We start from the raw sequence: 21,186 nt of genomic DNA, 5'->3' as shown, positions 1-21,186 counted from the left end.
GCGATGCGTTTGGTGTTAATTACGGACGTGTATCCGCCGCTTCGTTCTTCCGGGGCCGTCCAGCTTAGAGACCTTTCAATCGAATTTGTAAGGCAGGGTCATGATATAACCGTTTTGGTGGCATCGCCTGATTTGTCCGAGCCATGGACGATTGAGAGTTGGAATGGTGTGCGGGTGATGCGCGTCAGAACGCCAAAAACCAAAGACGTTGGCTACATTCGTCGGACGATTGGTGAATTGCTTATGCCATTTTATATGCGCCACCAATTGAAGCAGAGTCCGTTGAAAAATGAAGCGTGGGAGGGGGTGGTTTGGTATTCGCCCACGATATTCTTGGGGCCAATTGCCAAGTTTCTAAAGACTGCAAACAAATGCCGGAGTTATCTTGTTATTCGAGATATTTTTCCGGAGTGGGCCGTTGATATGGGTTTGATGGGTCGAGGACTGCCATATCTATTCTTTAAGACGGTTGCCAAGTATCAGTACGCGGCGGCGGATGTGATCGGAATTCAGACGCAAGGTAATAGTGTATATTTCTCCAGTTGGTTGAGCCGGTATAGCAGACGTCTTGAGGTTTTGCAAAATTGGCTGGCGGATTCTCTGGTTTGTGGGTGCCGTATTTCAGTCCGTGACACGAAGCTGGCTGGCAGGAAGATATTTGTCTATGCGGGAAATATGGGCGTTGCGCAGGGGATGGATGTCTTGCTGAACTTGGCTTGCCTATTGCAGAATAGGTCAGATGTTGGATTTGTTTTTGTAGGGCGTGGAAGTGATGCCAAGCGGCTTAGACTAGACGCTCAAGAACGTGGTCTGAATAATGTTCTGTTCTTTGATGAGATTGAGCCGGATGAAATACCAGGTCTGTATTCTCAATGCCATGTTGGGCTGGTCGCTTTAGATCCTCGTCATAAGACGCACAATATTCCCGGCAAGTTCTTGTCATACATGCAGTCTGGGCTGCCGGTTCTTGCGTCGGTGAATGCCGGAAATGATATTGTCGATCTTATTCGTTCTGCGAGGGTTGGTCGGGTTTGTACGAGTGATTCCATGGATATCTTGCGAAGCAATGCTGAGCAACTAATTGAAGAGCTGGATTCCGATTCAGGTTTTTCTCCTCGCTGTAAGCAATTGGCAGATAGGGTTTTTGCTCCAAGTACAGCGGTTCGGCAGATTGTGGCAGCATTGCGATCATGATCGTGCAGAGTTTTTCGCCAGAATATTTGGTGTCGCTGGTAAAAAAGGGAGAGCGAGCTCCTCGGCGGCGACAGCATCAAAATATCCACGTGGATTACGAGGATCCTTGTCAGCGGTTCTTTAACGCTGTTGGTGTTGATAGCTATATTCGCCCACATCGGCATAGTCTCGATCCTAAGGATGAAACGTTAATTGCCGTAATGGGGGTTTTTGCCTTGATCACCTTTGATGATGAAGGCCTTATTCAGGCGGTGGTCAAGTTTGGTTCGGAGAAGTTTGCGGCCTCATTGGATGTGGGGGTCGGTGTTAATATATCTCCTGATACATGGCACACTGTAGTTGCTTTGGTGGATGGATCGGTATTGCTTGAATTGAAGGCAGGCCCATTTAATCCTGATGCTGCTAAAGAAGCTGCGCCATGGGCTCCAGAGGAGCAGACGGCAGCTGGACTAGACTATCATTCCATGCTAATGGAGCAGGTTATTTCGCGTTCTTCTTGGTGAGGGCCATTGGGTAGTTTTGGCTAAATGTTTCCTTTGTATTTTTCTTAAAGCTTTGTGTTTTCGGACTCACCCTGAATTGGGAGTGATGACTGGATTTTCTAGAGCTTGACGTTGACCTATGAAGAGCTGACGCATTGATATGCAGATATTTGTCTTGGCATTTTTAGTTTCATTGGTGATAACATTGCTTATCATCCGGTACCAGCATTTACACTCTCATCTCACGGCGGATCATGATCTGATAGGGATTCAGAAGTTCCATTCAACCGTGGTTCCTCGTGTCGGCGGTGTCGGCGTTGTTTGCGCAATGCTGGCTTGTCTGCTCTGGCTTGGCTACAAGACCCCAAGCGAGTTCAAACCGTTTGGCCTGCTGCTAATAGCGGCTTCCCCTGCCTTTATCGGCGGGCTGGTGGAGGATTGCACCAAGCGGGTCGGCGTACTGGCGCGTTTGGCCTTGACGATGCTGGCTGCGGCATTGGGGTTCTGGTTGCTCAAGGCGGGCATCAACCGCCTGGATATCCCATTGCTGGATAGCGCCATGAGTTTCTGGATCGTTGCTTTGATTTTTACCATGGTCGCCGTCGGTGGTGTGGTGAACGCCGTCAATATTATTGATGGCTACAACGGCTTGGCCAGCATGGTGTCGATCATGATGCTTGCTGCGTTGGGCTACGTTGGGTTCCAACTTGGCGATCCATTGATCTGGAAGGCCGCGCTGGCGATGATGGGCGGCATTCTAGGCTTCTTTGTCTGGAACTATCCGCGCGGCTTGATTTTTCTTGGGGACGGTGGCGCTTATCTGATCGGTTTCATGATCGCTGAGCTTTCTGTATTGCTCGTCGCGCGCCATCCAGAGGTTTCTCCGTGGTTCCCTCTACTGGTCGTGATGTACCCAGTATTCGAAACGCTGTTTTCGATCTATCGGCGGATGATTTTACGTGGAACGTCAGCGGGTATGCCTGATGCTGCGCATATGCATCAATTGATTTACAAGCGACTCGTGCGCTGGGCTGTCGGCAGTAAGCATGCAGGGGAAAAAACCGCCCGCAATGCGATGACGTCACCGTACCTTTGGTTGCTTTGCTCGTTTGCCGTTTTGCCGGCGGTGTTGTTCTGGGATAACCGCTTGATGTTGCAAATTTTTGTTCTGATCTTCGCTGTCTTGTATATCGTGCTTTATCGGCGCTTGGTTAAGTTCAACGCGCCGCGCTGGTTGCTGGTGCGTAAAACGTCGGACAAGAAATAAAAAGGCGGCTAAGGCCGCTTTTTTATTTTCAAAATATCAAACGAGCACGACGTCAAACTGTTCTTGCGAGTATGCCGTCTCGACCTGTAGATAAATCGGTTTCTTAATGAAGTCGGCCAGCATCGCCAAATTTGTCGATTCTTCGTCGAGGAAGCGGTCGATCACCGTTTGAGATGCGAGAATCCTGTATTCTCGTGCTGAGAACTGACGCTCCTCACGCAAAATCTCGCGCAGAATTTCATAGCAAACTGATTCGGCGGTTTTGATTTCGCCGCGACCTTGACAGGTCGGGCAGGGCTCGCACAGCACGTGCGCCAGCGATTCACGGGTGCGTTTGCGGGTGATTTCGATCAGGCCGAGACTGGTGAAGGTCGAGACGGTGATCTTGGTGCGGTCGCGCGCCAGCGCTTTTTTCAGTTCGTCGAGCACCGCGGTCTGGTGCTCTTCGTTGTCCATGTCGATGAAGTCGACGATGATGATGCCGCCGAGGTTGCGTAGCCGCAGTTGCCGGGCGATGACATGGGTGGCTTCGAGGTTGGTCTTGAAGATGGTGTCGTCGAAATTGCGCGTGCCGACGAAACCGCCGGTGTTGACGTCGATCGTCGTCATCGCTTCGGTCTGGTCGATGATCAGGTAGCCACCGAACTTGAGGTTGACGCGCCGGCTCAGTGCTCGCTCGATTTCGGCTTCGATGCCGTAAAGTTCGAACAGCGGCCGTTCGCCGCTGTAGTGCTGGACGCGGGGGGCGACGTCGGCGACGAAGCGGCCGGCGAATTCGGCCATCTTCAGGTAGTTTTCGCGGCTGTCGACCAGCACGGCTTCGGTATCGGCATTGACCATGTCGCGTAGTGCCCGCAGTTGCAGCGACAGATCCTGGAACAGCAGCGATTTGGCCGGCAGCTTCTGCGACTTCTGCAGGATGTCGGCCCAGATCAGGTCAAGGTAGTCGATGTCCGCCTTGAGTTCGTCGTCCGTGGCGTGATCGGCGCTGGTGCGGATGATGTAGCCATGGTGTTCTTTCGGTAGCAGCTTGTTCAGCCGTTCGCGCAGTTGTTCGCGTTCGTCGCCGTTCTCGATCCGCTGACTGATGCCGATATGGTGTTCCTGTGGCAGGAAAACGAGAAAGCGGCCGGCGATGCTGATCTGCGTCGATAACCTCGCACCCTTGGTGCCGATGGGGTCCTTGATCACCTGCACCATCAGCGGCTGGCCTTCGTGGACCAGTTTTTCGATCCGGAAGGTCTCGTTCGGACTCTGTCGCTGTTCGATAACATCGGCAATGTGCAGGAACGCGGCGCGTTCGAGACCGATTTCGACGAAGGCCGATTGCATGCCCGGCAGAACCCGTTTGACCATGCCGAGATAGATGTTGCCGACCAAACCGAGGTGCGCGCTGCGCTCGATATGGATGTCCTGGACGATGCCGTCCTCGATCGTGGCGACGCGGGTTTCCTGCGGGGTGACGTTGACGAGAATTTCTTCTTTCATCGAGGGCATGCGGGTCTGAAACTGGGGCGTCGAGCTTAACAGAAACCCCGTTTACGCGGCGATCAGCGGGTCCGTCCCATGATCGCCAGACCGAGCCGTTGCAGTTCGTCCCAAGCATCGCCGTCGCCGATGCCCTTGATCAGCCTGTCGATCCGCGCGGCCTGTGCAAGACCGTCGCGCAGGCGGTGGCCGCCGACGCGTGCCAGCGCGTCGTCGATCAGTCGCTGCTTGTTGCCCCAGATCCGGTTTTCCTTGAACAGCTGCGGCATCGGTGTGCCGCGCGCGCGGCCTTGGCCGATCCGGTACAACGCGCGGATCTCCTCGCCCATGGCCCAGAGTATCAGGTGCGGTGCTTCGCCCTCGGCCTTGAGGCCGTCGAGCATCCGGCAGAAACGGGCAGCGTCGCCGCCGAGCAGGGTTTCGCCAAGCTGGAATACGTCATAACGGGCGACATCGGTCACCGTCTGCGTCAGCATGGCCAGGGTGATTTCGCCTTGCGGGTAGAGCAGCCCCAGTTTGAGGATTTCCTGATGTGCGGCAAACAGATTGCCTTCCACGCGGTCGGCGAGGAAGTCGAGGGCATCGAGTGCCAGGGACTGACCCTGTGCACCAAAGCGTTCGCGCATCCAGCCAGGCAGTGCGCTTCGGTCGATGGCCTTGGCTTCGACGATATCGCCATGGGTGGCCAGCGCCTGGAACCATTTGGCGTTTTGTCCGGCGCGATCCAGCTTTGGCAGCTGGACCAGGGTGACCGTGTCGGGCGGCAAGTCCTTGCAGTACGCCTCGATCGCCTTTGCGCCCTCGACGCCGGGCTTCCCGGTGGGGATGCGCAGCTCGATCAGCTTTTTGTCGGCAAACAGCGAAAACGAATTCCCGAGCAAGGCCAGCCGGCTCCAGCTGAAGCCGGCTTCGACCGTCAGTACCTCGCGCTCCGAGTGGCCGGCGGTACGCGCGGCATCGCGCACCGCTTGCGCCGCCTCCTGGGCGAGAAAGGCCTCGTCGCCGTGGATGGTGTACAGCGGCGCCAGTCTGCTGGCCAGCTGCCGCGTGAGCTGTTCGCTACGCATTACTGCAGCGACTTGATCATCTGCTCTGTGGGCGACAGCTTCGGCGGCGGCGGATTGGCCTTGATCTTCTCCGCATTGCGTGCGGCGGCGGTGATTCGGCGCAGGATGTTCTGGCTGGCGTCGCGCTGCATTCCTTCGACCAGTTGCGCTTTCTCGGCATCTTCGCCAAGCGGGTTGTTCTCGTCGTAGGTGTAATCGCGGAACAGCTGGACCTTGCCGTCGTCGATCAGATAGTTGTCACCCTGGCGGACGCGGAAGCGCACGGTGTAGTAGACACGGTATTCGCTGACGCGGCCGGAACTGTTGACGGTCAGGACCTTCTGATTGTCGCCCTCGCTGACAACATCGATTTGTGGCGTGTCCGGGCCCGGTTTGTCGAGCAGTTTCACATCGGGCAGGACCGACAGGTACTCGCGCAATGCGTTGGCCGTGCCGCCGCCGCCGCTGACGGTCGCCGTGGTGAACGGGAAGGCTGCCCCGGTGCCCTGGCCGCGTAGGTGGAAACCGCAGGCGGTGAGCAACAGGGTGGCGACGATCAGCAGGTAACGCATTGCATACTCCGTTGGAGTACGCCGGGCCGGGCCCGGCGTACGGTCAGGCGACGATGTTGACGAGCCGGCCCGGGACGATGATGATTTTCTTCGGCGCGCCTTCGAGGAATTTTTGCACGCCTTCCAGTGCCAGTGCCGCAGCTTCGATCGTGTCCTTCGGCGCATCCTTGGCGACAAGGACCTCGCCGCGCAGCTTGCCGTTGACCTGGACCATCAGCTTGATTTCGTCCTGGGTCAGCGCATCGGCCGCCGGGGTCGGCCAGCTGGCGTCGGCAATCTCGTCGCCGTAACCGAGTTCGCGCCACAGCTGGTGGGCGATGTGCGGTGCGGCCGGGTAGATTGCCCGCAGCAGGATGCCGAACGATTCGCGCAGTACGGCGGCGTTGTCGCCCTTGTAGGCCTCGAGCGCGTTCAGCAGCTTCATTACGCCGGAAACGACGGTGTTGTACTGCAGCCGTTCGAAGTCGGCATCGATCTGCTTGAGCGTACTGTGGATCTCGAAGCGCAGTGCCGCATCGGTCTTGGCCAGCTCGGTCGGCAACGGGCCGGCGGTGCGGATCGTTTCGGCATGCTTGAAGCCGAACGCCCACAGCCTGCGCAGGTAGCGGTAAGCGCCTTCGACGCCGCTGTCGGACCATGCCGCGCTCTGGTCGGGCGGGCCGGCGAACATCGTGAACAGCCGCGCGGTGTCGGCGCCATACTGCTCGATGATGTCTTTCGGTTCGACGACGTTGTTCTTCGATTTCGACATCTTCTCGATGCCGCCCATCACCACCGGCTGGCCGTCTTCCTTCGCAATCGCCGAGACCGGACGGCCCTTGTCGTCATGCTGGACGTCGACTTCGGACGGATAGAACCAGCGCTTCTTGCCGCCTTCAACCTCGCGGTAATAGCAGTCGCGCAGCAGCATGCCCTGGGTGAACAGATTCTTGAACGGTTCGCCGAACTTGATCAGGCCGGCGTCGCGCATTGCCTTGGTCCAGAAGCGCGCGTACAGCAGGTGCAGCACGGCGTGTTCGATCCCGCCGATGTACTGGTCCATGCCGGAGGCCCCGTCGGAACCGGCGCCCATCCAGTACTTGGTGCCTTCGCCGACCATCGCTTCGCCGTTCTTCGGATCGCAATAGCGCATGAAGTACCAGCTCGAATCGACGAAGGTGTCCATCGTGTCGGTTTCGCGCTGCGCCGCTTCGCCGCACTTCGGGCAGGCAACGTTGAGGAAGTCCTCGCGGTGCTTGAGCGGATTGCCCGAACCGTCCGGAATGCAGTCGGTCGGCAACACCACCGGCAGATCCTCGTACGGCACCGGCACATCGCCGCAGCACGGGCAGTGGATGATCGGGATCGGCGTGCCCCAGTAACGCTGGCGCGAAATGCCCCAGTCGCGCAGACGCCAGGTGGTTTTCTTCTCGCCGGCGTCCTTGCTGGCCAGATCGGCGGCGACGGCGTCGACCGCCGCCTTGTAGCCAAGGCTGTCGTACTTGCCGGAGTTGATCATCACGCCGCGTACCTTGTCGCCGTACCACTCGGCCCAGTTGTCGGCCGAGTAGGTTTCGCCGTCGACGGCGACGACCTGCTTGATCGGCAGGCCGTACTTGTGGGCGAAGGCGAAGTCGCGCTCGTCGTGCCCCGGTACGGCCATCACCGCGCCGTCGCCGTAGCCCATCAGCACGTAGTTGCCGATCCAGACTTCGAGTTGCGCCCCGGTCAGCGGATGCGTGACGAACAGGCCGGTCGACACGCCCTTCTTGTCCTGCGTCGCCAGCTCGGCTTCTGTGGTGCCGCCGTGCTTGCATTCGTCGATGAAGGGCAGCAGCGCCGGATTCAGTTCGGCTGCGCGTGTCGCCAGCGGGTGTTCGGCGGCGATGGCGCAGAAGGTCACGCCCATGATGGTGTCGGCACGGGTGGTGAACACCCACAGCTTGCCGTCGTTGATCGGCGCGCCGTCGGCGTCCTTGACGTCATGGTCGAAGGCGAATCGCACGCCCTCGGACTTGCCGATCCAGTTGCGCTGCATGGCGCGCACCATGTCGGGCCAGCCTTCCAGCTGGTCGATGTCGTCGAGCAGTTCATCGGCGTACTGGGTGATGCCGAAGTAGTAACCCGGAATCTCGCGCTTTTCGACCACCGCGCCCGAGCGCCAGCCGCGGCCGTCGACCACCTGTTCGTTGGCCAGCACGGTCTGGTCGACCGGGTCCCAGTTGACGATCTGGGTCTTCTTGTACGCGACGCCGGTTTCCAGCATCTTCAGGAAGAACCACTGGTTCCACTTGTAGTAGTCCGGATCGCAGGTGGCGATCTCGCGCGACCAGTCGAATGCCAGACCCAGCGGCTGCATCTGCGACTTCATGTCGGCGATGTTGGCGTAGGTCCATTCGGCCGGCGATTTCTTGTAGGCGATCGCCGCGTTCTCGGCCGGCAGGCCGAAGGCGTCCCAGCCCATCGGCATCAGCACGTTGAAGCCGCGCATCCGCAGCTGGCGCGCCAGCATGTCGTTGATCGTGTAGTTGCGCACATGGCCCATGTGCAGCTTGCCCGACGGATAGGGCAGCATCGAGCACGCGTAGTACTTGGGCTTCGACGCGTCTTCCACTGCCTGGAAAACCTGGTTCTTTTCCCACTGTTGCTGGGCTGCGGCCTCGATCTGGGCCGGGGAGTAGTGCTCGTGCATGCCGGATACTCGGAAGGACGAATGAGATAAACCGCAGATTATAAGCCATGCGGGTCTGGCTGCGGACGCGGCCTCGGGCGTCAATGTGCCACATGGCGCCGTACTGCCCATTTTTATAGAACGATCGTACAATGCTGGTTGGGATCATTTTCGTGGGCGAGCGAAGCGGGTGGCTGCCGAGCGCAAGATCATTCATATCGATTGCGACTGCTTTTATGCTGCCGTGGAGATGCGCGACAACCCGTCGCTGCGCGACGTGCCACTGGCCATTGGCGGTGCCGCGGAGCGTCGGGGCGTGATTGCGACGTGCAATTATCCGGCACGCCGTTTCGGGGTTCGTTCGGCCATGTCGACACGTACCGCGCTGCAGCGCTGTCCCGGGCTGGTGCTGATGCCGGCCGATTTCCTGCGCTATCGCGATGCGTCCAGGGCGATTCACGCGATTTTTCGCGACTACACCGAGCGGATCGAGCCACTCTCGCTCGACGAGGCTTATCTGGACGTCACCGGCCTGCCGCATTGCCGTGGCAGCGCAACCCTGATGGCGCGGGAGATTCGTGCGCGCATCGCATCCGAGGTCGGCATCACCGCCAGTGCCGGCATCGCGCCGAACAAGCTGCTCGCCAAGATCGCCAGTGACTGGCACAAGCCCGATGGCCAGTTCGTGATCACGCCCGGCGAGATCGAGGCCTTCATGCCGTCGTTGCCGGTCGGCAAGCTCTGGGGGGTGGGTAAGGCAACGGCCGCGCGCCTGGCGCGAATGGGGGTGGAAACGTGTGCCGATCTGCAGGGCTGGCCGCTTGCACGGCTGGTCCGCGACTTCGGCAAGATGGGCGTATCACTGCATCAGCAATGCCGCGGTATCGATGCGCGATCGGTGGTGAGTGCGCGAACGCGCAAATCGTTGTCGGTCGAGCAGACCTATGCGCACGACCTCGCCGACCTTGATGCCTGTCTGGCAGCGCTGCCGGAACTGGTCGACGATTTTGCCGCGCGCCTCTCGCGAAGCGACGTTGCTGCCGAGCGTGCCAAGCCGGTGGTCAAGATCAAGTTCCACGACTTCAGTCAGACCACGGTCGAAGGCCCGGGGGCGCCCACTCTGGCCACCTTTGCCGCTTTGCTGCAGCAGGGATGGTTGCGTGGTGCGAAGCCGGTGCGGCTGCTCGGTGTCGGCGTGCGTCTGGGTGATGCGCCGCCGGCATCCGGGCAGCCGGACCTGTGGGGCTGAGTGTCGTCGGGCTGGATCAGTGCAGCTGTGCGCGGGGGCGGAACTGCAGCAGGGTCGCGCCGGGCTGGTGCGGCCGCTCGCCGTGGTGCAGCACGTAGTTCATCGTCAGGAAGGAGGTCCACATCATCTCGTGGGCGATGACGGTGGCGTGAAGCGGGTTTTTTGCGCGCCGGCGGTGCAGCTCGATCCGGTTCAGCAGGGCTTCGATTCGCTGCCGGCGTGGCGCTTCGACGTCGTCGAGTGCTTGATGCAGCAGATTGCTGCGCAGCGCTTCGAATGCGCCGGGGTCCTGGCGGTACAGCGCGGCCAGGGTATCGAAATCGGGTAGGTCGACGTGCGCCATGATGCACCTCCGGGCCGGATGGGGCCGGTTATGTGGCGGTGCGAGGCGACTCTGCAAGGTCGGCTTGGCTGTCCGGTTCTGTTCGCCGGCCACTGACGATTCCAGTGTAAGCAGCAAAAGCACGCCGTGCGTCGGCTCCGGTATGCGAGGGGAGGGCCGGAAAACAAAAAACCGCACAGCGAACTGTGCGGTTTTTCTGAGATTCTGGTCGGGGTGAGAGGATTCGAACCTCCGGCCTCTACGTCCCGAACGTAGCGCTCTACCAGGCTAAGCTACACCCCGATCTCGAAAGAGAGCGCCATTATGGTAAGCCCCTATTGGGCTGTCAAGCGCTTTCGAAAAAAACGTCAGCTATTCCGTGCAACGGCCAGTTCGGCCAGTACTTCGAGCGCGCGGCGGTCATCGCTGTCGGGCAGGTCGGCGATCAGTTCCTGGGCCAGGCCGGCTTCACGCTGGGCGATGTCGCGGGCATAGTCGAGCGCGCCGGTGGCGTGGACGGCGGCAAGCACCTGCGGCAGTCGCGAGCGGTCGGCCTGGGTCAGTGCCTGGCGAACCGCGTCGGCCTGCTCGGGCGAGCCGTTGCGCATCGCGTAGATCAGCGGCAGTGTTGCCTTGCCTTCGGCCAGGTCGTCGCCGAGGCTCTTGCCGATCTCGTCCTGCTTGCCCGAATAGTCGAGCACATCGTCGATGATCTGGAAGGCGGTACCCAGATGCATGCCGTAGCGGGCAAGCCGGTCTTCGGTGGTTGCGTCGGCGTCGGTGAGGATGGCGCCGAGGCGGGCGGCGGCTTCGAACAGCTTGGCGGTCTTGTACTGGATGACGCGAACGTAGCCGGCTTCGTCGAGGTCGACGTTGCCGATGTTCATCAGTTGCAGGACCTCGCCCTCGGCGATGACGTTGGTGGCGTCGGCCAGTGTTTCCATCACCCGCATCGAGCCGCAGCCGACCATCATCTGGAATGCGCGGCTGTAGAGGAAGTCGCCCACCAGTACCGATGCGGCGTTGCCGAACAGGGCGTTGGCGGTGTCACGGCCGCGGCGGAGTGCCGATTCGTCGACGACATCGTCGTGAAGCAGCGTGGCGGTGTGGATGAATTCGATGACCGCGGCGAGTTCGCGGTGGTGTTCGCCGGTATAGCCGAGTGCCCGTGCCGACAGCAGCACGATCATCGGCCGCAGGCGCTTGCCGCCGGAGGCGACGATGTATTCGGCGACCTGGCTGACCAGGGCGACATCGGAGTGGAGCCGTTGCCGGATAAGGTGGTCGACCGCCTGCATTTCTGCACCGATGACCGATTGTACGAACGCGAGCGACACGCTGGTCTCGTCCTGCCGTCTATTCCATGAAGCCCGCGATCTTAGCACGAAAGGCGGGCCATGCCGTCCGGTTCGCGCTAAGTTGTTGACTCTCCAGCAAGTTGTCGCTATGATCCCGGGTTCCCCGTAATGGATGGGGAGCGTTTTGTCTTCGGGCAGGGCGTTTTTTTGAGCGCAAACTCTTTGGAGCTTGTTAAATGTATGCAGTCGTAAAAACCGGTGGTAAGCAGTACAAAGTTACCGTCGGCGAAAAACTTAAAGTAGAACAGATTGCTGCAGACATCGACAGCCAGATCGTACTGAATGAAGTATTGATGGTGGCAAACGGTGATGCAGTGACGATCGGTACCCCTGTGGTTGCCGGCGCTGCCATCAAGGCAACGGTCATTTCGCAAGGTCGTCACGACAAGGTCCGCATCTTCAAGATGCGCCGTCGTAAGCACTACCAGAAGCGTCAGGGCCATCGCCAGAACTACACCGAAATCCGCATCGATTCGATCGACGCGTAATCAGGAGCTGATTAACCATGGCACACAAAAAAGCTGGCGGTAGTTCACGTAACGGCCGCGACTCCCAGGCGAAACGCCTTGGCATCAAAGTGTATGGCGGCGAGCTGATTCCGGCAGGTTCGATCATCGTGCGTCAGCGCGGTACCGAATTCCACCCGGGCGAAAACGTCGGCATCGGCAAGGATCACACCTTGTTCGCCCTCGTTGACGGCTACGTCAAGTACGCGATCAAGGGCGCCGCAAAGCGTCGCACCGTGACCGTGCTGCCGTACACCGGCGAAGAAGCGTAAGCTTCGCTACTCGCGGTCATAAAGCCCTATCCTGCGGGATAGGGCTTTTTTCGCTTCTGGACAGGGCATTATGAAATTCATTGACGAAGCAAGAATCGAAGTCATCGCCGGCAAGGGCGGCAAGGGCTCGGCGAGCATGCGCCGGGAGAAATTCATTCCGCGCGGCGGTCCCGACGGCGGTGACGGCGGCAAGGGCGGCACGATCTGGGCGGTCGCCGACCAGAACATCAACACCCTCGTCGATTACCGCTTCGTCAAGAAATACAAGGCGCGCGACGGTGAGTCCGGCCGCGGCGCCGATTGCTACGGCGCGGCCGGCGACGACGTGGTGTTGCGCTTCCCGGTCGGCACGCTGATCGTCGATTCGGAAACCGGCGAAACCGTCGCCGACCTGACGCACGATGGCGAGCGCATCTGTCTCGCCAAGGGCGGCAAGGGCGGCTGGGGCAACATCCATTTCAAGTCGTCGATCAACCGTGCGCCGCGCCAGACCACCTCGGGCGAAGAAGGCGAGCGTCGCGAGCTGAAGCTTGAGCTGAAGGTGCTCGCCGATGTCGGCCTGCTGGGCATGCCCAATGCCGGCAAGTCGACCTTCATCGCCAGTGTTTCTGCTGCGCGGCCGAAGATCGCCGACTATCCGTTCACCACGCTGCATCCGAACCTCGGCGTCGTGCGCATCGACGAAAACCGCAGCTTCGTGATCGCCGACATTCCGGGGCTGATCGAGGGCGCGGCCGAAGGCGCAGGCCTCGGTCACCGCTTCCTCAAGCATCTGGCGCGCACCCGCGTGCTGCTGCATCTGGTCGATCTGGCACCGTTCGACGAGAACGTCGACCCGGTCGCCGAGGCCAAGGCCATCGTCGAGGAACTGCGCAAGTACGACGAAGACCTGTACAACAAGCCGCGCTGGCTGGTGCTGAACAAGCTCGACATGGTTCCGGAAGACGAGCGCGAACAGCGCGTCGCCGACTTCCTCGCCGCCTATGGCTGGAAGGCGCCGGAGAACGAGTACGTGTTCGATCCGCAGGCGCTGCGCGTGTTCACGATCTCCGGCCTGACCGGCGAGAACACCCGCGAACTGACCTACGCGATCATGGATTACCTCGACGCGGTGCGCCCGAGCGAAGTGCCGCTCGAGCCGACGCCCGAACCGGCGCTGACCCAGTCCGAAGCCGGTGCGCTCGACGCCTTCGACGGCGACGAGGACTGACCCGCCCGCCATGCGGTTGGCGTACCTGATCCTTGCCCATACCGCGCCGGCGCAGCTGGCGCGGCTGGTCGGCCGGCTGATGGCGCCGGGCGTGCGCGTCTACGTCCACGTCGACGCCAATACGCCGGCCGACGTGTTCGCCGCAATGCAGGCCTCGGTACCCGCCGACACGGTCTTCATCATCCGCCATCGCTGCCGCTGGGGGGGGTTTTCTCTGGTCGCCGCGACACTGGGCCTGATGCGCGCCGCGCGCGCGGACGGTTGCGACTGGCTGGTGTTGCTGTCGGGCGCCGACTACCCGATCAAGTCGCACGCCGGGATCGTCGCGCGACTCTCGCAGGGCGGCGCAGCCGGTCATCTCGACCTGCGTTCCGAAGCCGAATTCGACGTCCGCTACCGCTGGCAGGCCTGGCATCCCGAAGCACTGAACGGCCGCCCGGCCGGTCGCCTGCTGCAGAAGCTGCAGCGCGGGCTGAACCGCACCGGCCTGCGCCGCCGGCTGCCGGCGCCGCTGACGGCGGTCTGGGCCGGGTCGCAATGGTGGTGTCTGCGTCACGACGCTGCCGATGCGGTGCTGCGCTTCTGTGACGATTACCCTAAGGCGATCGACTTCTTTCGCAGTACGCTGGTGCCCGACGAAATGTTCATCCAGACCGTGCTGATGCACTCCGGCTATGCGTCGCAGCTGGGCCGTGATCCGCTGCGGCATCTGGTCTGGACGCCCGGTGCTTGGTCGCCGGCGACACTGACCGGCGCCGACCTGCCGGCGCTGCTGGCCAGCGATGCGCTGTTCGCGCGCAAGTTCGCCAGCGATGGCGTGCTGACCACCCAACTCGACGCCGCGCTGAATGCGCGCGCCACGATGATCTAGATCCGATGGAATCGACGCTCGACGACTTCTTTGCCCCCGGCTTCGTGCCCGCCGACCTCGGCCCGCTGGCCGGGTTGATGCGTGCCCGGCCGGTGCTCAATGCCTTTATCACGCTGTTTCGCGGCGGCGAGGACGAAGTGCTGGTGCGCTTGCTGGTACTGCGCGAAATCGGCGCCCGCGCCAACGCACCGCGCTGGACGCCGCAGGAACTGCAATCGCACTTCGCCTACCTGAACCCGATCAAGCTGGAGACCGTGCTTGCGCGCCTGCGCCAGAACGACCTGCTGGTGTGGGACAGCGACGCGCAGCTGTATGCCTTGTCCGAGCCGGGCCGGATCGCGCTGGCGGCAGTGACGACGCTGACGCAATTCGCCGGCGAGGACGCCGAACTCGGCTACCTGACCGGTCAGGTAGCCGCCGGCCAAGCTGTCGGCGATGTGTCGGCCGAAGCCTTGCAGCACCTGCTGGCGCGTCTGAACGAGCTGTACGCCGATTTCGAGGCTGCGCTCGAGTCGCAATCCGAATTCCGCATCCGCAGCGCGCGCGACAAGCTCGAAAGCGTCTGGCGCTGGGTCGAGAAGGGCACCGAGGTGATGCGCGATCTGCTGGCTGACGACACGCTCGACCTGCCGACGCTCAATCTGGCCCAGTCGATTGCCTACGCACAGAGCCGGATGCTGCGGCTGACCGGCGTGTTCCAGCGCCGGCTGTCCGAGCTCGCGGCGCAGCGTGTCCATCTCGGCGAATCCGGGCTGACGTCGACCAACGTCGCCGACTGGCTGCGCAGCCAGAGTCAGACCGCGCTGGCGGAACTCGCAGACGGGCTGCTGGCCTTCCATCCCGAACCCTTGTTCGCGACCAGCGACGAGCTGCTCGACGTCGCCGAGTTCGAAATCACCGGCCGGGTGCGTACCGAGCACGTGGTCAGCGAACTGCCGTCATCGAGTGCCGCGCCGATTGTCGGCGAACTCGAAGCAGAGCGGCTGCTCGCGGCCGAGGCGCTGTACGAAGAACTGTCGGCACTTGCCGGTCAGGCGCTGCCGGCGTCGCTGACCGAGTCGGTGGTCGCCGACAGCTATCAGGAAACCGCCTACCGGCTTTCGCTGCTTGCGCTGCTCGGCGACGCCGACGCCGCGCTCGAGCAGAGCGTCGTCGCCGATCTGGTCAAGCTGCCGCTGCGGCTTGAAACCGACGCCAGCGTCGACGAACTCGACCACCCCGAAGTGGCCACCATTTCCCGCGGCCGGCTCACGCCGCTGCGTAGCGAGTAGTCATGGATCAAGCACTCAATATTCTGACCGCGCGCCTGCTGGCGCACCGTTTCATCCCGCGCCGCGATCCGCTGGCACGCCGCGCCCTGGTCGACGAAACCTTCCGCGAAAGCCTCGAGCACCGGCTCGGCGAGGTCGGCCTGCGGCTGCTGGAGAACCCGTACGCCGAACACATCGCCGTCGCACTGCGGCCCGAGATGGAAGACTGGGTGTTCGGCGAAGGCGAGAACTGGCTGTCGAACAATATGGGCCTGCCGCGTGACGCGATCGCGCTGCTGGTTGTCGTCTGGGCGCTGATCATCCTGCCCAAGCGCGAGCGGCAGATCTCGCGCGCCGAGGAAATCGGTGACACCCAGACCGACATGTTCGGCGCCGAGAAGCCGATCGCGCACGGCGACGACGTCTCGGTCGGCGTGCCCGAGGATGCGGTCTATGCCGACTTCGGTCGCCAGCTTGGCGGCAAGATGCGCTTTGCGACCAACCTCGGCCAGCTCGCCAAGCTCGGCTTCGTCGTCCGCCGTAACCGGATGATCCAGGAAGGCCCGCTGCTCGACCTGATGATCGACTACGGCAAGCTCGCGCCGCGCATCATCAACGGCGCGCTGGCCGAGGTGCTCAAGCTGTCGGGCACGCGCATTGCCGTCGACGAGCCGGCGGATGACGCCGGTGACGAGACCGGCGACGAATGAACGTCTCGCTGCGCGAACCTGTCGCCGCCGATGCGTCGTTCTGGGCGGGCCTGCGTGCCGAAGCGTCGGCACGAGCGGTGATGCCGTTTGCTGCCCTGACCGGGTCGCAGCTGGCGGAACGTCTGGCCACGGCGGCCGGACCGGTCGCACTGAATGACGAGGGCGAGCTGTTGCGCATCATCCGCGTAGACGGCGATGTCGTCGGGCTGGTAGGCGCGCATCGGCGCTCGTCGATGATGCAAAGCACCGAGCTGTCGGTCCACGTCGCGGAGCCGTGGCGCGGGCGCGGTATCGCCGCTGCTGCGTTGCACGTCTGGACGGGCCAATTGTTCGACGCGGGCTACCGGCGTCTCTGGGCGACGGTGTCGGCCGGCAATGCCGCGTCGTGTGCTCTGTGGTCGCGGCTGGGCTTCACGCAGGAAGGCGTGTTGCGGGAACACTATCTGATCGACGGCCGGGCGGTCGATCAGCTGATCTATGGCCTGCTGCGCAGCGAGCGGAAGACGCCGCCGCAGCCGGCCGTTGTGCGCAAGGAAAACTGATGTTTCAGATTCGCGAACTCGAAATGGTCCACTGGGACTTCTGGCAGGCAATCAAGGTGCCGCTGGATGCACAGATCGTCACCGTCGTCGGGCCGAACGGCTCGGGCAAGACCACCCTGCTCGACGCGCTGCGGACGATGCTGGCGCTCAAGTGCTCGGGCCGGCGCGACTACAAGCGCTATGTGCGCAACAACAAGGAAAACGTCGCTTGGCTGCGTGGCGTGGTCAGCAATCCGCGCCGCGAGTCGGGGCTGTTCCCGACGCTGTTCTTCCCGGCCACCAGTGACGAGATCACGCTCTTTTGCCGGATCAAGAAGCAGGGCGGCGACTGGGTGCGCCAGTATGCGATCGCCGAAGGCCGGATCGAACTGCAGCCGGGCACTGAATCGTTGCTGAACTGGATCGGCGTCAACGAATACCGTCGCCGGCTCGAAGCTGCCGGGCTGACGCCGGCGATCGCCGAGGTGCTGGCGCTCGAACAGGGCGATACCGACAAGCTGTGCGAATACAGCCCGAAGTCGCTGCTCGATCTGGTGTTCCAGGTGTTCGGCGACAAGCAGGTGCTCGACCACTACCACGAGGCCAAACTGCGGCTGTCCGAAGCCGAGGACGAGCTTGGCAAGATGGAGCAGCAGTCGAGCCAGCTGGGGCTCGATGTCGAGCGGCTGAAGCTGCGCGCCAACAACCACCTCGAATGGCGAACGATGCAGGACAACGCCATCCGGCTCGAGAGCCGGGTGATGCCGGCGCTGCGTTATGTCGAACAATGGGGCGCGCTGCGCGGCAACGTCGACGACTGGCGCGGTGCCCGGCGGGTATTGCGCGAGCGTCAGCAGGCGCTGGCCGCACTCGATGTCGGCTATCGCGAGCTGGAGACGAGTCTGGCCGGCTCCCGCGACGGCGAAAAGGCCGCGCAGGCCGAGAACGATGCCGCCTACGCCGAGTTCCAGGCCGCTCGCGACGCCGCCCGCGATACCGAAAAGCTGCTGCAGGAAGCCGACCGGCTGCGCCGCCTGGCCGAGGCCGAGGATGGTGCCGATGCGGTCAAGCTCAACGACCGGCTCGCCGTGCTCAAGGACGACGAAGCCGCGCTGCGCCAGTCGCTGCGCCAGGCACGCGCCGAGCGCGACGAGCTCAACGATACCCAGTCGGCGCTGCAGTCGGGCCGTGCGCCGATGCTGCCCGACTTCGTCCGCAACATGCGCGCGGCGCTCGACGAGGCCGGTGTCGGTCACCAGTTGCTGACCGAGATCGTCGAAGTGCGTGATCCGGCATGGCAGGAGGCGGTCGAGGCAATGCTGGCGCCGTCGCGCCACATCATTCTGCTCAACAAGGCCGGTGACCGGCAGCGTGCGTGGGAGCTGGGCCAGAAGCTGCGCTACCGCCACTTCATCGTGCCCGACCGCGAGCCGGTGCCGCGCGCACGCACGGGCAGCATGCTCGAGGTCGTCGACTTCAACGCCGATGTGCCCGACTGGCTGGCCAATCTGCTCAACCGGACCCAGCGTGCCAATTCGGTCGCCCACGGCCAGACACTCGACGGCGACTGGATCACCCGTGACGCTTTCCACAAGGAACGCCGTGGTGCGCGCGACATCAGCGTTCGCAGCGGCGACTATGCCTTCGGCGAAGGCGCGCGCCAGTCGCGGCGCAACGAAACGGGTCGCCGGCTGCGCGAACTGAACGAGCAGATGCTTGCCGACGAAGGCAAGCTGGTTGCGCTGACCCGGCAGATCACCGAGATCCAGCAGGCATTGATGGGCATGCAGGCCGTGGTCCAGCTGGCGGCGCGTCAGGACGAGTTCGCCGCTGCTGCTGCGCGCTTCCATGACGAACAGACACGGCTGCAGGAAGCCGGTGCTCGGCTCGCAGCGGCACAGTCGGCGTGGCAGGGGCTGCGCGATGGCCGCGAGGAATCGCGCATCAGCTTCGAGACGCAGCGTCGCCAGCGCGAAGCGCTCGAGGCGCAGATCGCCGAGTTGTCGGCACAACTGGCGCGGCAGCGCGACGACATCAAACGGCAGATCCGCAGCTTGCGTGCCGCGCGGACGCAACTGCCGGCCGAATACGTCGCCGCCGAGCATCTGCGCCGTCTGGCGGCACAGTACGACTCGGTGCGCGACGTGCAGCGCGAGATCGACCGCATCCGTTTCGCGCTCGACAACCAGGATTGGGAAACCGACGACACCGTGCTGGCGCGCCGCGACAAGCTCGCCGCCGACTACGCCGGCATCGAGCGCGATACCGACCAGCACCGGCGCGATGTCGCCCGCACCCGCGAGCTGACCGACGACGCGCGTGCTGCCTACATCAACAAGCTGCGCGCGACGGTGCGCGCCTACGGCCGCAACGTCAAACGCCTGGGCGAGCTGGCCGGCATCGATGTCGAACTCGATACGCCGCATCTGGAAAACGACGACACCGTACTGGCGCAAGCCGGCCTGACCGCGCGCTTCAACTTCGACCAGAAGGGCATGATGGGGCTGAACGACGGCGAAGCGTCGGGCGGCCAGCAGGTGATGAAGTCGCTGATCCTGCTGATCGGGCTGATGATGGACGACGCCAATACCTCGGGCTTCGTCTTCATCGACGAACCGTTCGCGCATCTGGACATCTTCAACATCGACCGCGTCGGCGGCTTCCTCAAGGCGACGCAGGCACAGTACCTGATCACCACGCCGCTGACGCACAATACCAATGTCTACGGCCCGTCCGAACTGACGCTGACCACGCGCAAGAAGCAGCCGGGCCAGACGTGGGCGCCGCTGATCATGCAAACGCGCCGCCGTGTCGGCGAGCGCGCCACCGAAACCGGAGTCTGACCGTGCAACTGTTCCAATTCTTTGCCTCCTGCCCGCGCGGTCTCGAAGCCGTACTGGCGACCGAACTCGGTGAACTGGGCGCAAGCACGATCGCGGCGGTCGACGGTGGCGTGTCGTTCAGCGGCAGCTGGCTGCTGATGATGAAGGCCAACCTGCATTCGCGCATCGCCAGCCGCTTCCTGTGGAAGCTCGACGAACGCGCCTATGTGCGCGAGGACGATCTCTATCGTCTGGCGCTGAAGATCGACTGGCCGGCGCTGTTCGCCGTCGACAATACGATCAAGGTCGGCGTCACGGCGGTGAAGAGCCCGCTGCGCAGCACCAACCTCGCCGCGCTCAAGGTCAAGGACGCGATCTGCGACCGTTTCCGTCAGGTCGGCGGTACGCGGCCGTCGGTCGACACGCAGGAACCGGACATGCGCATCCAGCTGTTCCTGACCGACAAGACGGCAACGATCTATCTGGATACCTCGGGCGAAGCGCTGTTCAAGCGTGGCTATCGCGTTGAAGCGGTCGAAGCGCCGCTGCGCGAAAACCTCGCCGCCGGCATCCTCGCGCTGTCGGGCTGGCAGATCGACGAGCCCTTGTATGATCCGATGTGCGGCTCGGGCACGTTCCTGATCGAGGCCGCACTGAAAGCACGCAATATTGCGCCGGGCAGTCGCCGCACCTTTGCATTCCAGTACCTGCGCCAGCACGACGAAAAAGCGTGGCAGGCACTGCGCAATGCGGCCAAGGATGCCGAGCGGAATGAGCAGCCGCTGCAGATCAGTGGCAGCGACGTGTCGTCGACGGCGCTGACGCATGCACAGGCCAATCTGGTCGCCGCCAAGCTCGACGGCGCGATCAGCCTCAAGCAGCTGAACATGCTCGACGCCAGGGCGCCGGCTGCCGAGGGCGTGCTGCTGACCAATCCGCCGTACGGCATCCGTCTGGACGAGCAGGACAAGCTGCTCGCCGCCTATCCGGAGTGGGGCAATGTGTTGAAGCAGCGTTTCACCGGCTGGCGCGCCTACTTCTTCACTGCCGACCCGGCGCTGGCCAGGGCGATCCGGCTCAAGCCGTCGAAGAAGACGCCGCTCTTCAACGGTGCGCTCGAATGCCGGTTGCTCGAGTTCAAGATGATCGCCGGTGGGAACCGCGGTCACGACTGACGCCTATATATGTAAAGCGACAACGCCACCTTCGGGTGGCGTTGTCGCATCCGGAAGCGTGAGAATGTTTTGCATATATATAGGTGTTGAACCAAGGGCGGCCGTCAGGCCGCCCTGGGTGTTTTGGGGGCGGTGAAGCGGGATCTGCCGGTGTTTGACGGACCGGCAGCGGCGTTCGGGCCGGTTTGGCCTGTCTGGTTGGGGCAAAACTGACGGATTTC

19 protein-coding genes and 1 tRNA gene are annotated in these 21,186 nt (G+C 62.4%); 13 read left to right on the top strand and 7 right to left on the bottom strand.

The features are described 5' to 3' along the window. Positions 1–3: 3 nt before the first annotated feature. The 3 genes from JMJ54_RS16220 (at position 4) to JMJ54_RS16210 (ending at position 2,943) form a co-directional block, all read left to right on the top strand. Positions 4–1,194 (top strand): glycosyltransferase family 4 protein, encoded by a 1,191-nt coding sequence (locus JMJ54_RS16220; protein WP_203539604.1) that lies wholly within the window; start codon positions 4–6, stop codon positions 1,192–1,194. Beyond that, positions 1,191–1,697 carry a WbuC family cupin fold metalloprotein gene (locus JMJ54_RS16215; protein WP_203539603.1) on the top strand — a complete coding sequence of 169 codons (507 nt, stop codon included), beginning with the start codon at positions 1,191–1,193 and terminating at the stop codon, positions 1,695–1,697. Before JMJ54_RS16220 ends, JMJ54_RS16215 begins: the two co-directional genes overlap by 4 nt. A 139-nt stretch (positions 1,698–1,836) precedes the next feature. Continuing rightward, positions 1,837–2,943 carry an MraY family glycosyltransferase gene (locus JMJ54_RS16210; protein ID WP_203539602.1) on the top strand — a complete coding sequence of 369 codons (1,107 nt, stop codon included), beginning with the start codon at positions 1,837–1,839 and terminating at the stop codon, positions 2,941–2,943. A gap of 36 nt (positions 2,944–2,979) precedes the next feature. Here the strand turns inward: JMJ54_RS16210 and rng are convergent, their stop codons facing one another. The 4 genes from rng to leuS form a co-directional block, all read right to left on the bottom strand. After that, complete coding sequence (rng, locus tag JMJ54_RS16205) at positions 2,980–4,431, bottom strand: ribonuclease G (protein ID WP_203539601.1); 1,452 nt, start codon at positions 4,429–4,431, stop codon at positions 2,980–2,982. 62 nt (positions 4,432–4,493) lie between these two features. Next, complete coding sequence (gene holA / locus JMJ54_RS16200; protein WP_203539600.1) at positions 4,494–5,498, bottom strand: DNA polymerase III subunit delta; 1,005 nt, start codon at positions 5,496–5,498, stop codon at positions 4,494–4,496. Then, positions 5,498–6,049: an LPS-assembly lipoprotein LptE gene (locus JMJ54_RS16195; RefSeq protein ID WP_203539599.1), complete on the bottom strand. Its 552-nt coding sequence runs from the start codon at positions 6,047–6,049 to the stop codon at positions 5,498–5,500. Before JMJ54_RS16195 ends, holA begins: the two co-directional genes overlap by 1 nt. A gap of 43 nt (positions 6,050–6,092) precedes the next feature. Then, the gene (leuS, locus tag JMJ54_RS16190; RefSeq protein WP_203539598.1) at positions 6,093–8,720 is read right to left on the bottom strand and encodes a leucine--tRNA ligase; all 2,628 of its coding nucleotides are present in this window, start codon (positions 8,718–8,720) and stop codon (positions 6,093–6,095) included. Positions 8,721–8,889: 169 nt separating this feature from the next. On the opposite strand from leuS, the gene dinB reads away from it, so the two are divergent. After that, positions 8,890–9,948, top strand: coding sequence for a DNA polymerase IV (dinB, locus tag JMJ54_RS16185; RefSeq protein ID WP_203539597.1), 1,059 nt, complete (start codon positions 8,890–8,892; stop codon positions 9,946–9,948). Positions 9,949–9,964: 16 nt separating this feature from the next. Here dinB and JMJ54_RS16180 read toward each other — a convergent pair whose 3' ends face one another. From JMJ54_RS16180 to JMJ54_RS16170, 3 genes are all read right to left on the bottom strand, one after another. Continuing rightward, positions 9,965–10,291, bottom strand: coding sequence for a DUF3135 domain-containing protein (locus JMJ54_RS16180; protein ID WP_203539596.1), 327 nt, complete (start codon positions 10,289–10,291; stop codon positions 9,965–9,967). 205 nt (positions 10,292–10,496) lie between these two features. Beyond that, a tRNA-Pro gene (locus JMJ54_RS16175) sits at positions 10,497–10,573 on the bottom strand. Positions 10,574–10,638: 65 nt separating this feature from the next. After that, the gene (locus JMJ54_RS16170; protein ID WP_203539748.1) at positions 10,639–11,568 is read right to left on the bottom strand and encodes a polyprenyl synthetase family protein; all 930 of its coding nucleotides are present in this window, start codon (positions 11,566–11,568) and stop codon (positions 10,639–10,641) included. A gap of 236 nt (positions 11,569–11,804) precedes the next feature. On the opposite strand from JMJ54_RS16170, the gene rplU reads away from it, so the two are divergent. From rplU to JMJ54_RS16125, 9 genes are all read left to right on the top strand, one after another. Beyond that, a complete protein-coding gene (rplU, locus tag JMJ54_RS16165; protein ID WP_189461821.1) occupies positions 11,805–12,116 on the top strand; it encodes a 50S ribosomal protein L21 in 312 nt (103 codons plus the stop codon). A gap of 17 nt (positions 12,117–12,133) precedes the next feature. Then, positions 12,134–12,406 carry a 50S ribosomal protein L27 gene (gene rpmA / locus JMJ54_RS16160; protein ID WP_070529294.1) on the top strand — a complete coding sequence of 91 codons (273 nt, stop codon included), beginning with the start codon at positions 12,134–12,136 and terminating at the stop codon, positions 12,404–12,406. Between the two features lie 70 nt (positions 12,407–12,476). After that, positions 12,477–13,616, top strand: a complete 1,140-nt coding sequence (obgE, locus tag JMJ54_RS16155) for a GTPase ObgE (protein WP_203539595.1) — start codon at positions 12,477–12,479, stop codon at positions 13,614–13,616. A 10-nt stretch (positions 13,617–13,626) separates the two neighbouring features. Continuing rightward, positions 13,627–14,487, top strand: a complete 861-nt coding sequence (locus JMJ54_RS16150; RefSeq protein WP_203539594.1) for a beta-1,6-N-acetylglucosaminyltransferase — start codon at positions 13,627–13,629, stop codon at positions 14,485–14,487. A 5-nt stretch (positions 14,488–14,492) separates the two neighbouring features. Next, positions 14,493–15,758 carry a hypothetical protein gene (locus JMJ54_RS16145; RefSeq protein WP_203539593.1) on the top strand — a complete coding sequence of 422 codons (1,266 nt, stop codon included), beginning with the start codon at positions 14,493–14,495 and terminating at the stop codon, positions 15,756–15,758. Positions 15,759–15,760: 2 nt separating this feature from the next. After that, positions 15,761–16,447 carry a hypothetical protein gene (locus JMJ54_RS16140; protein ID WP_203539592.1) on the top strand — a complete coding sequence of 229 codons (687 nt, stop codon included), beginning with the start codon at positions 15,761–15,763 and terminating at the stop codon, positions 16,445–16,447. Beyond that, positions 16,444–16,989, top strand: coding sequence for a GNAT family N-acetyltransferase (locus JMJ54_RS16135; protein ID WP_203539591.1), 546 nt, complete (start codon positions 16,444–16,446; stop codon positions 16,987–16,989). The genes JMJ54_RS16140 and JMJ54_RS16135 overlap by 4 nt, the downstream gene beginning before the upstream one ends. Next, entirely contained in the window at positions 16,989–19,811 is a 2,823-nt protein-coding gene (locus JMJ54_RS16130; protein WP_203539590.1) for an ATP-binding protein, read from the top strand. Before JMJ54_RS16135 ends, JMJ54_RS16130 begins: the two co-directional genes overlap by 1 nt. A 2-nt stretch (positions 19,812–19,813) precedes the next feature. After that, positions 19,814–20,965 (top strand): THUMP domain-containing class I SAM-dependent RNA methyltransferase, encoded by a 1,152-nt coding sequence (locus JMJ54_RS16125; protein ID WP_203539589.1) that lies wholly within the window; start codon positions 19,814–19,816, stop codon positions 20,963–20,965. The last annotated feature ends 221 nt before the right edge of the window (positions 20,966–21,186 follow it).

Origin of the sequence: Jeongeupia naejangsanensis, from assembly GCF_016865585.1 — a bacterium.
Classification (GTDB): domain Bacteria; phylum Pseudomonadota; class Gammaproteobacteria; order Burkholderiales; family Chitinibacteraceae; genus Jeongeupia; species Jeongeupia naejangsanensis.
Note: the sequence above shows the minus strand (reverse complement) of the source record. Positions and strands in the feature narration are given on the sequence as shown.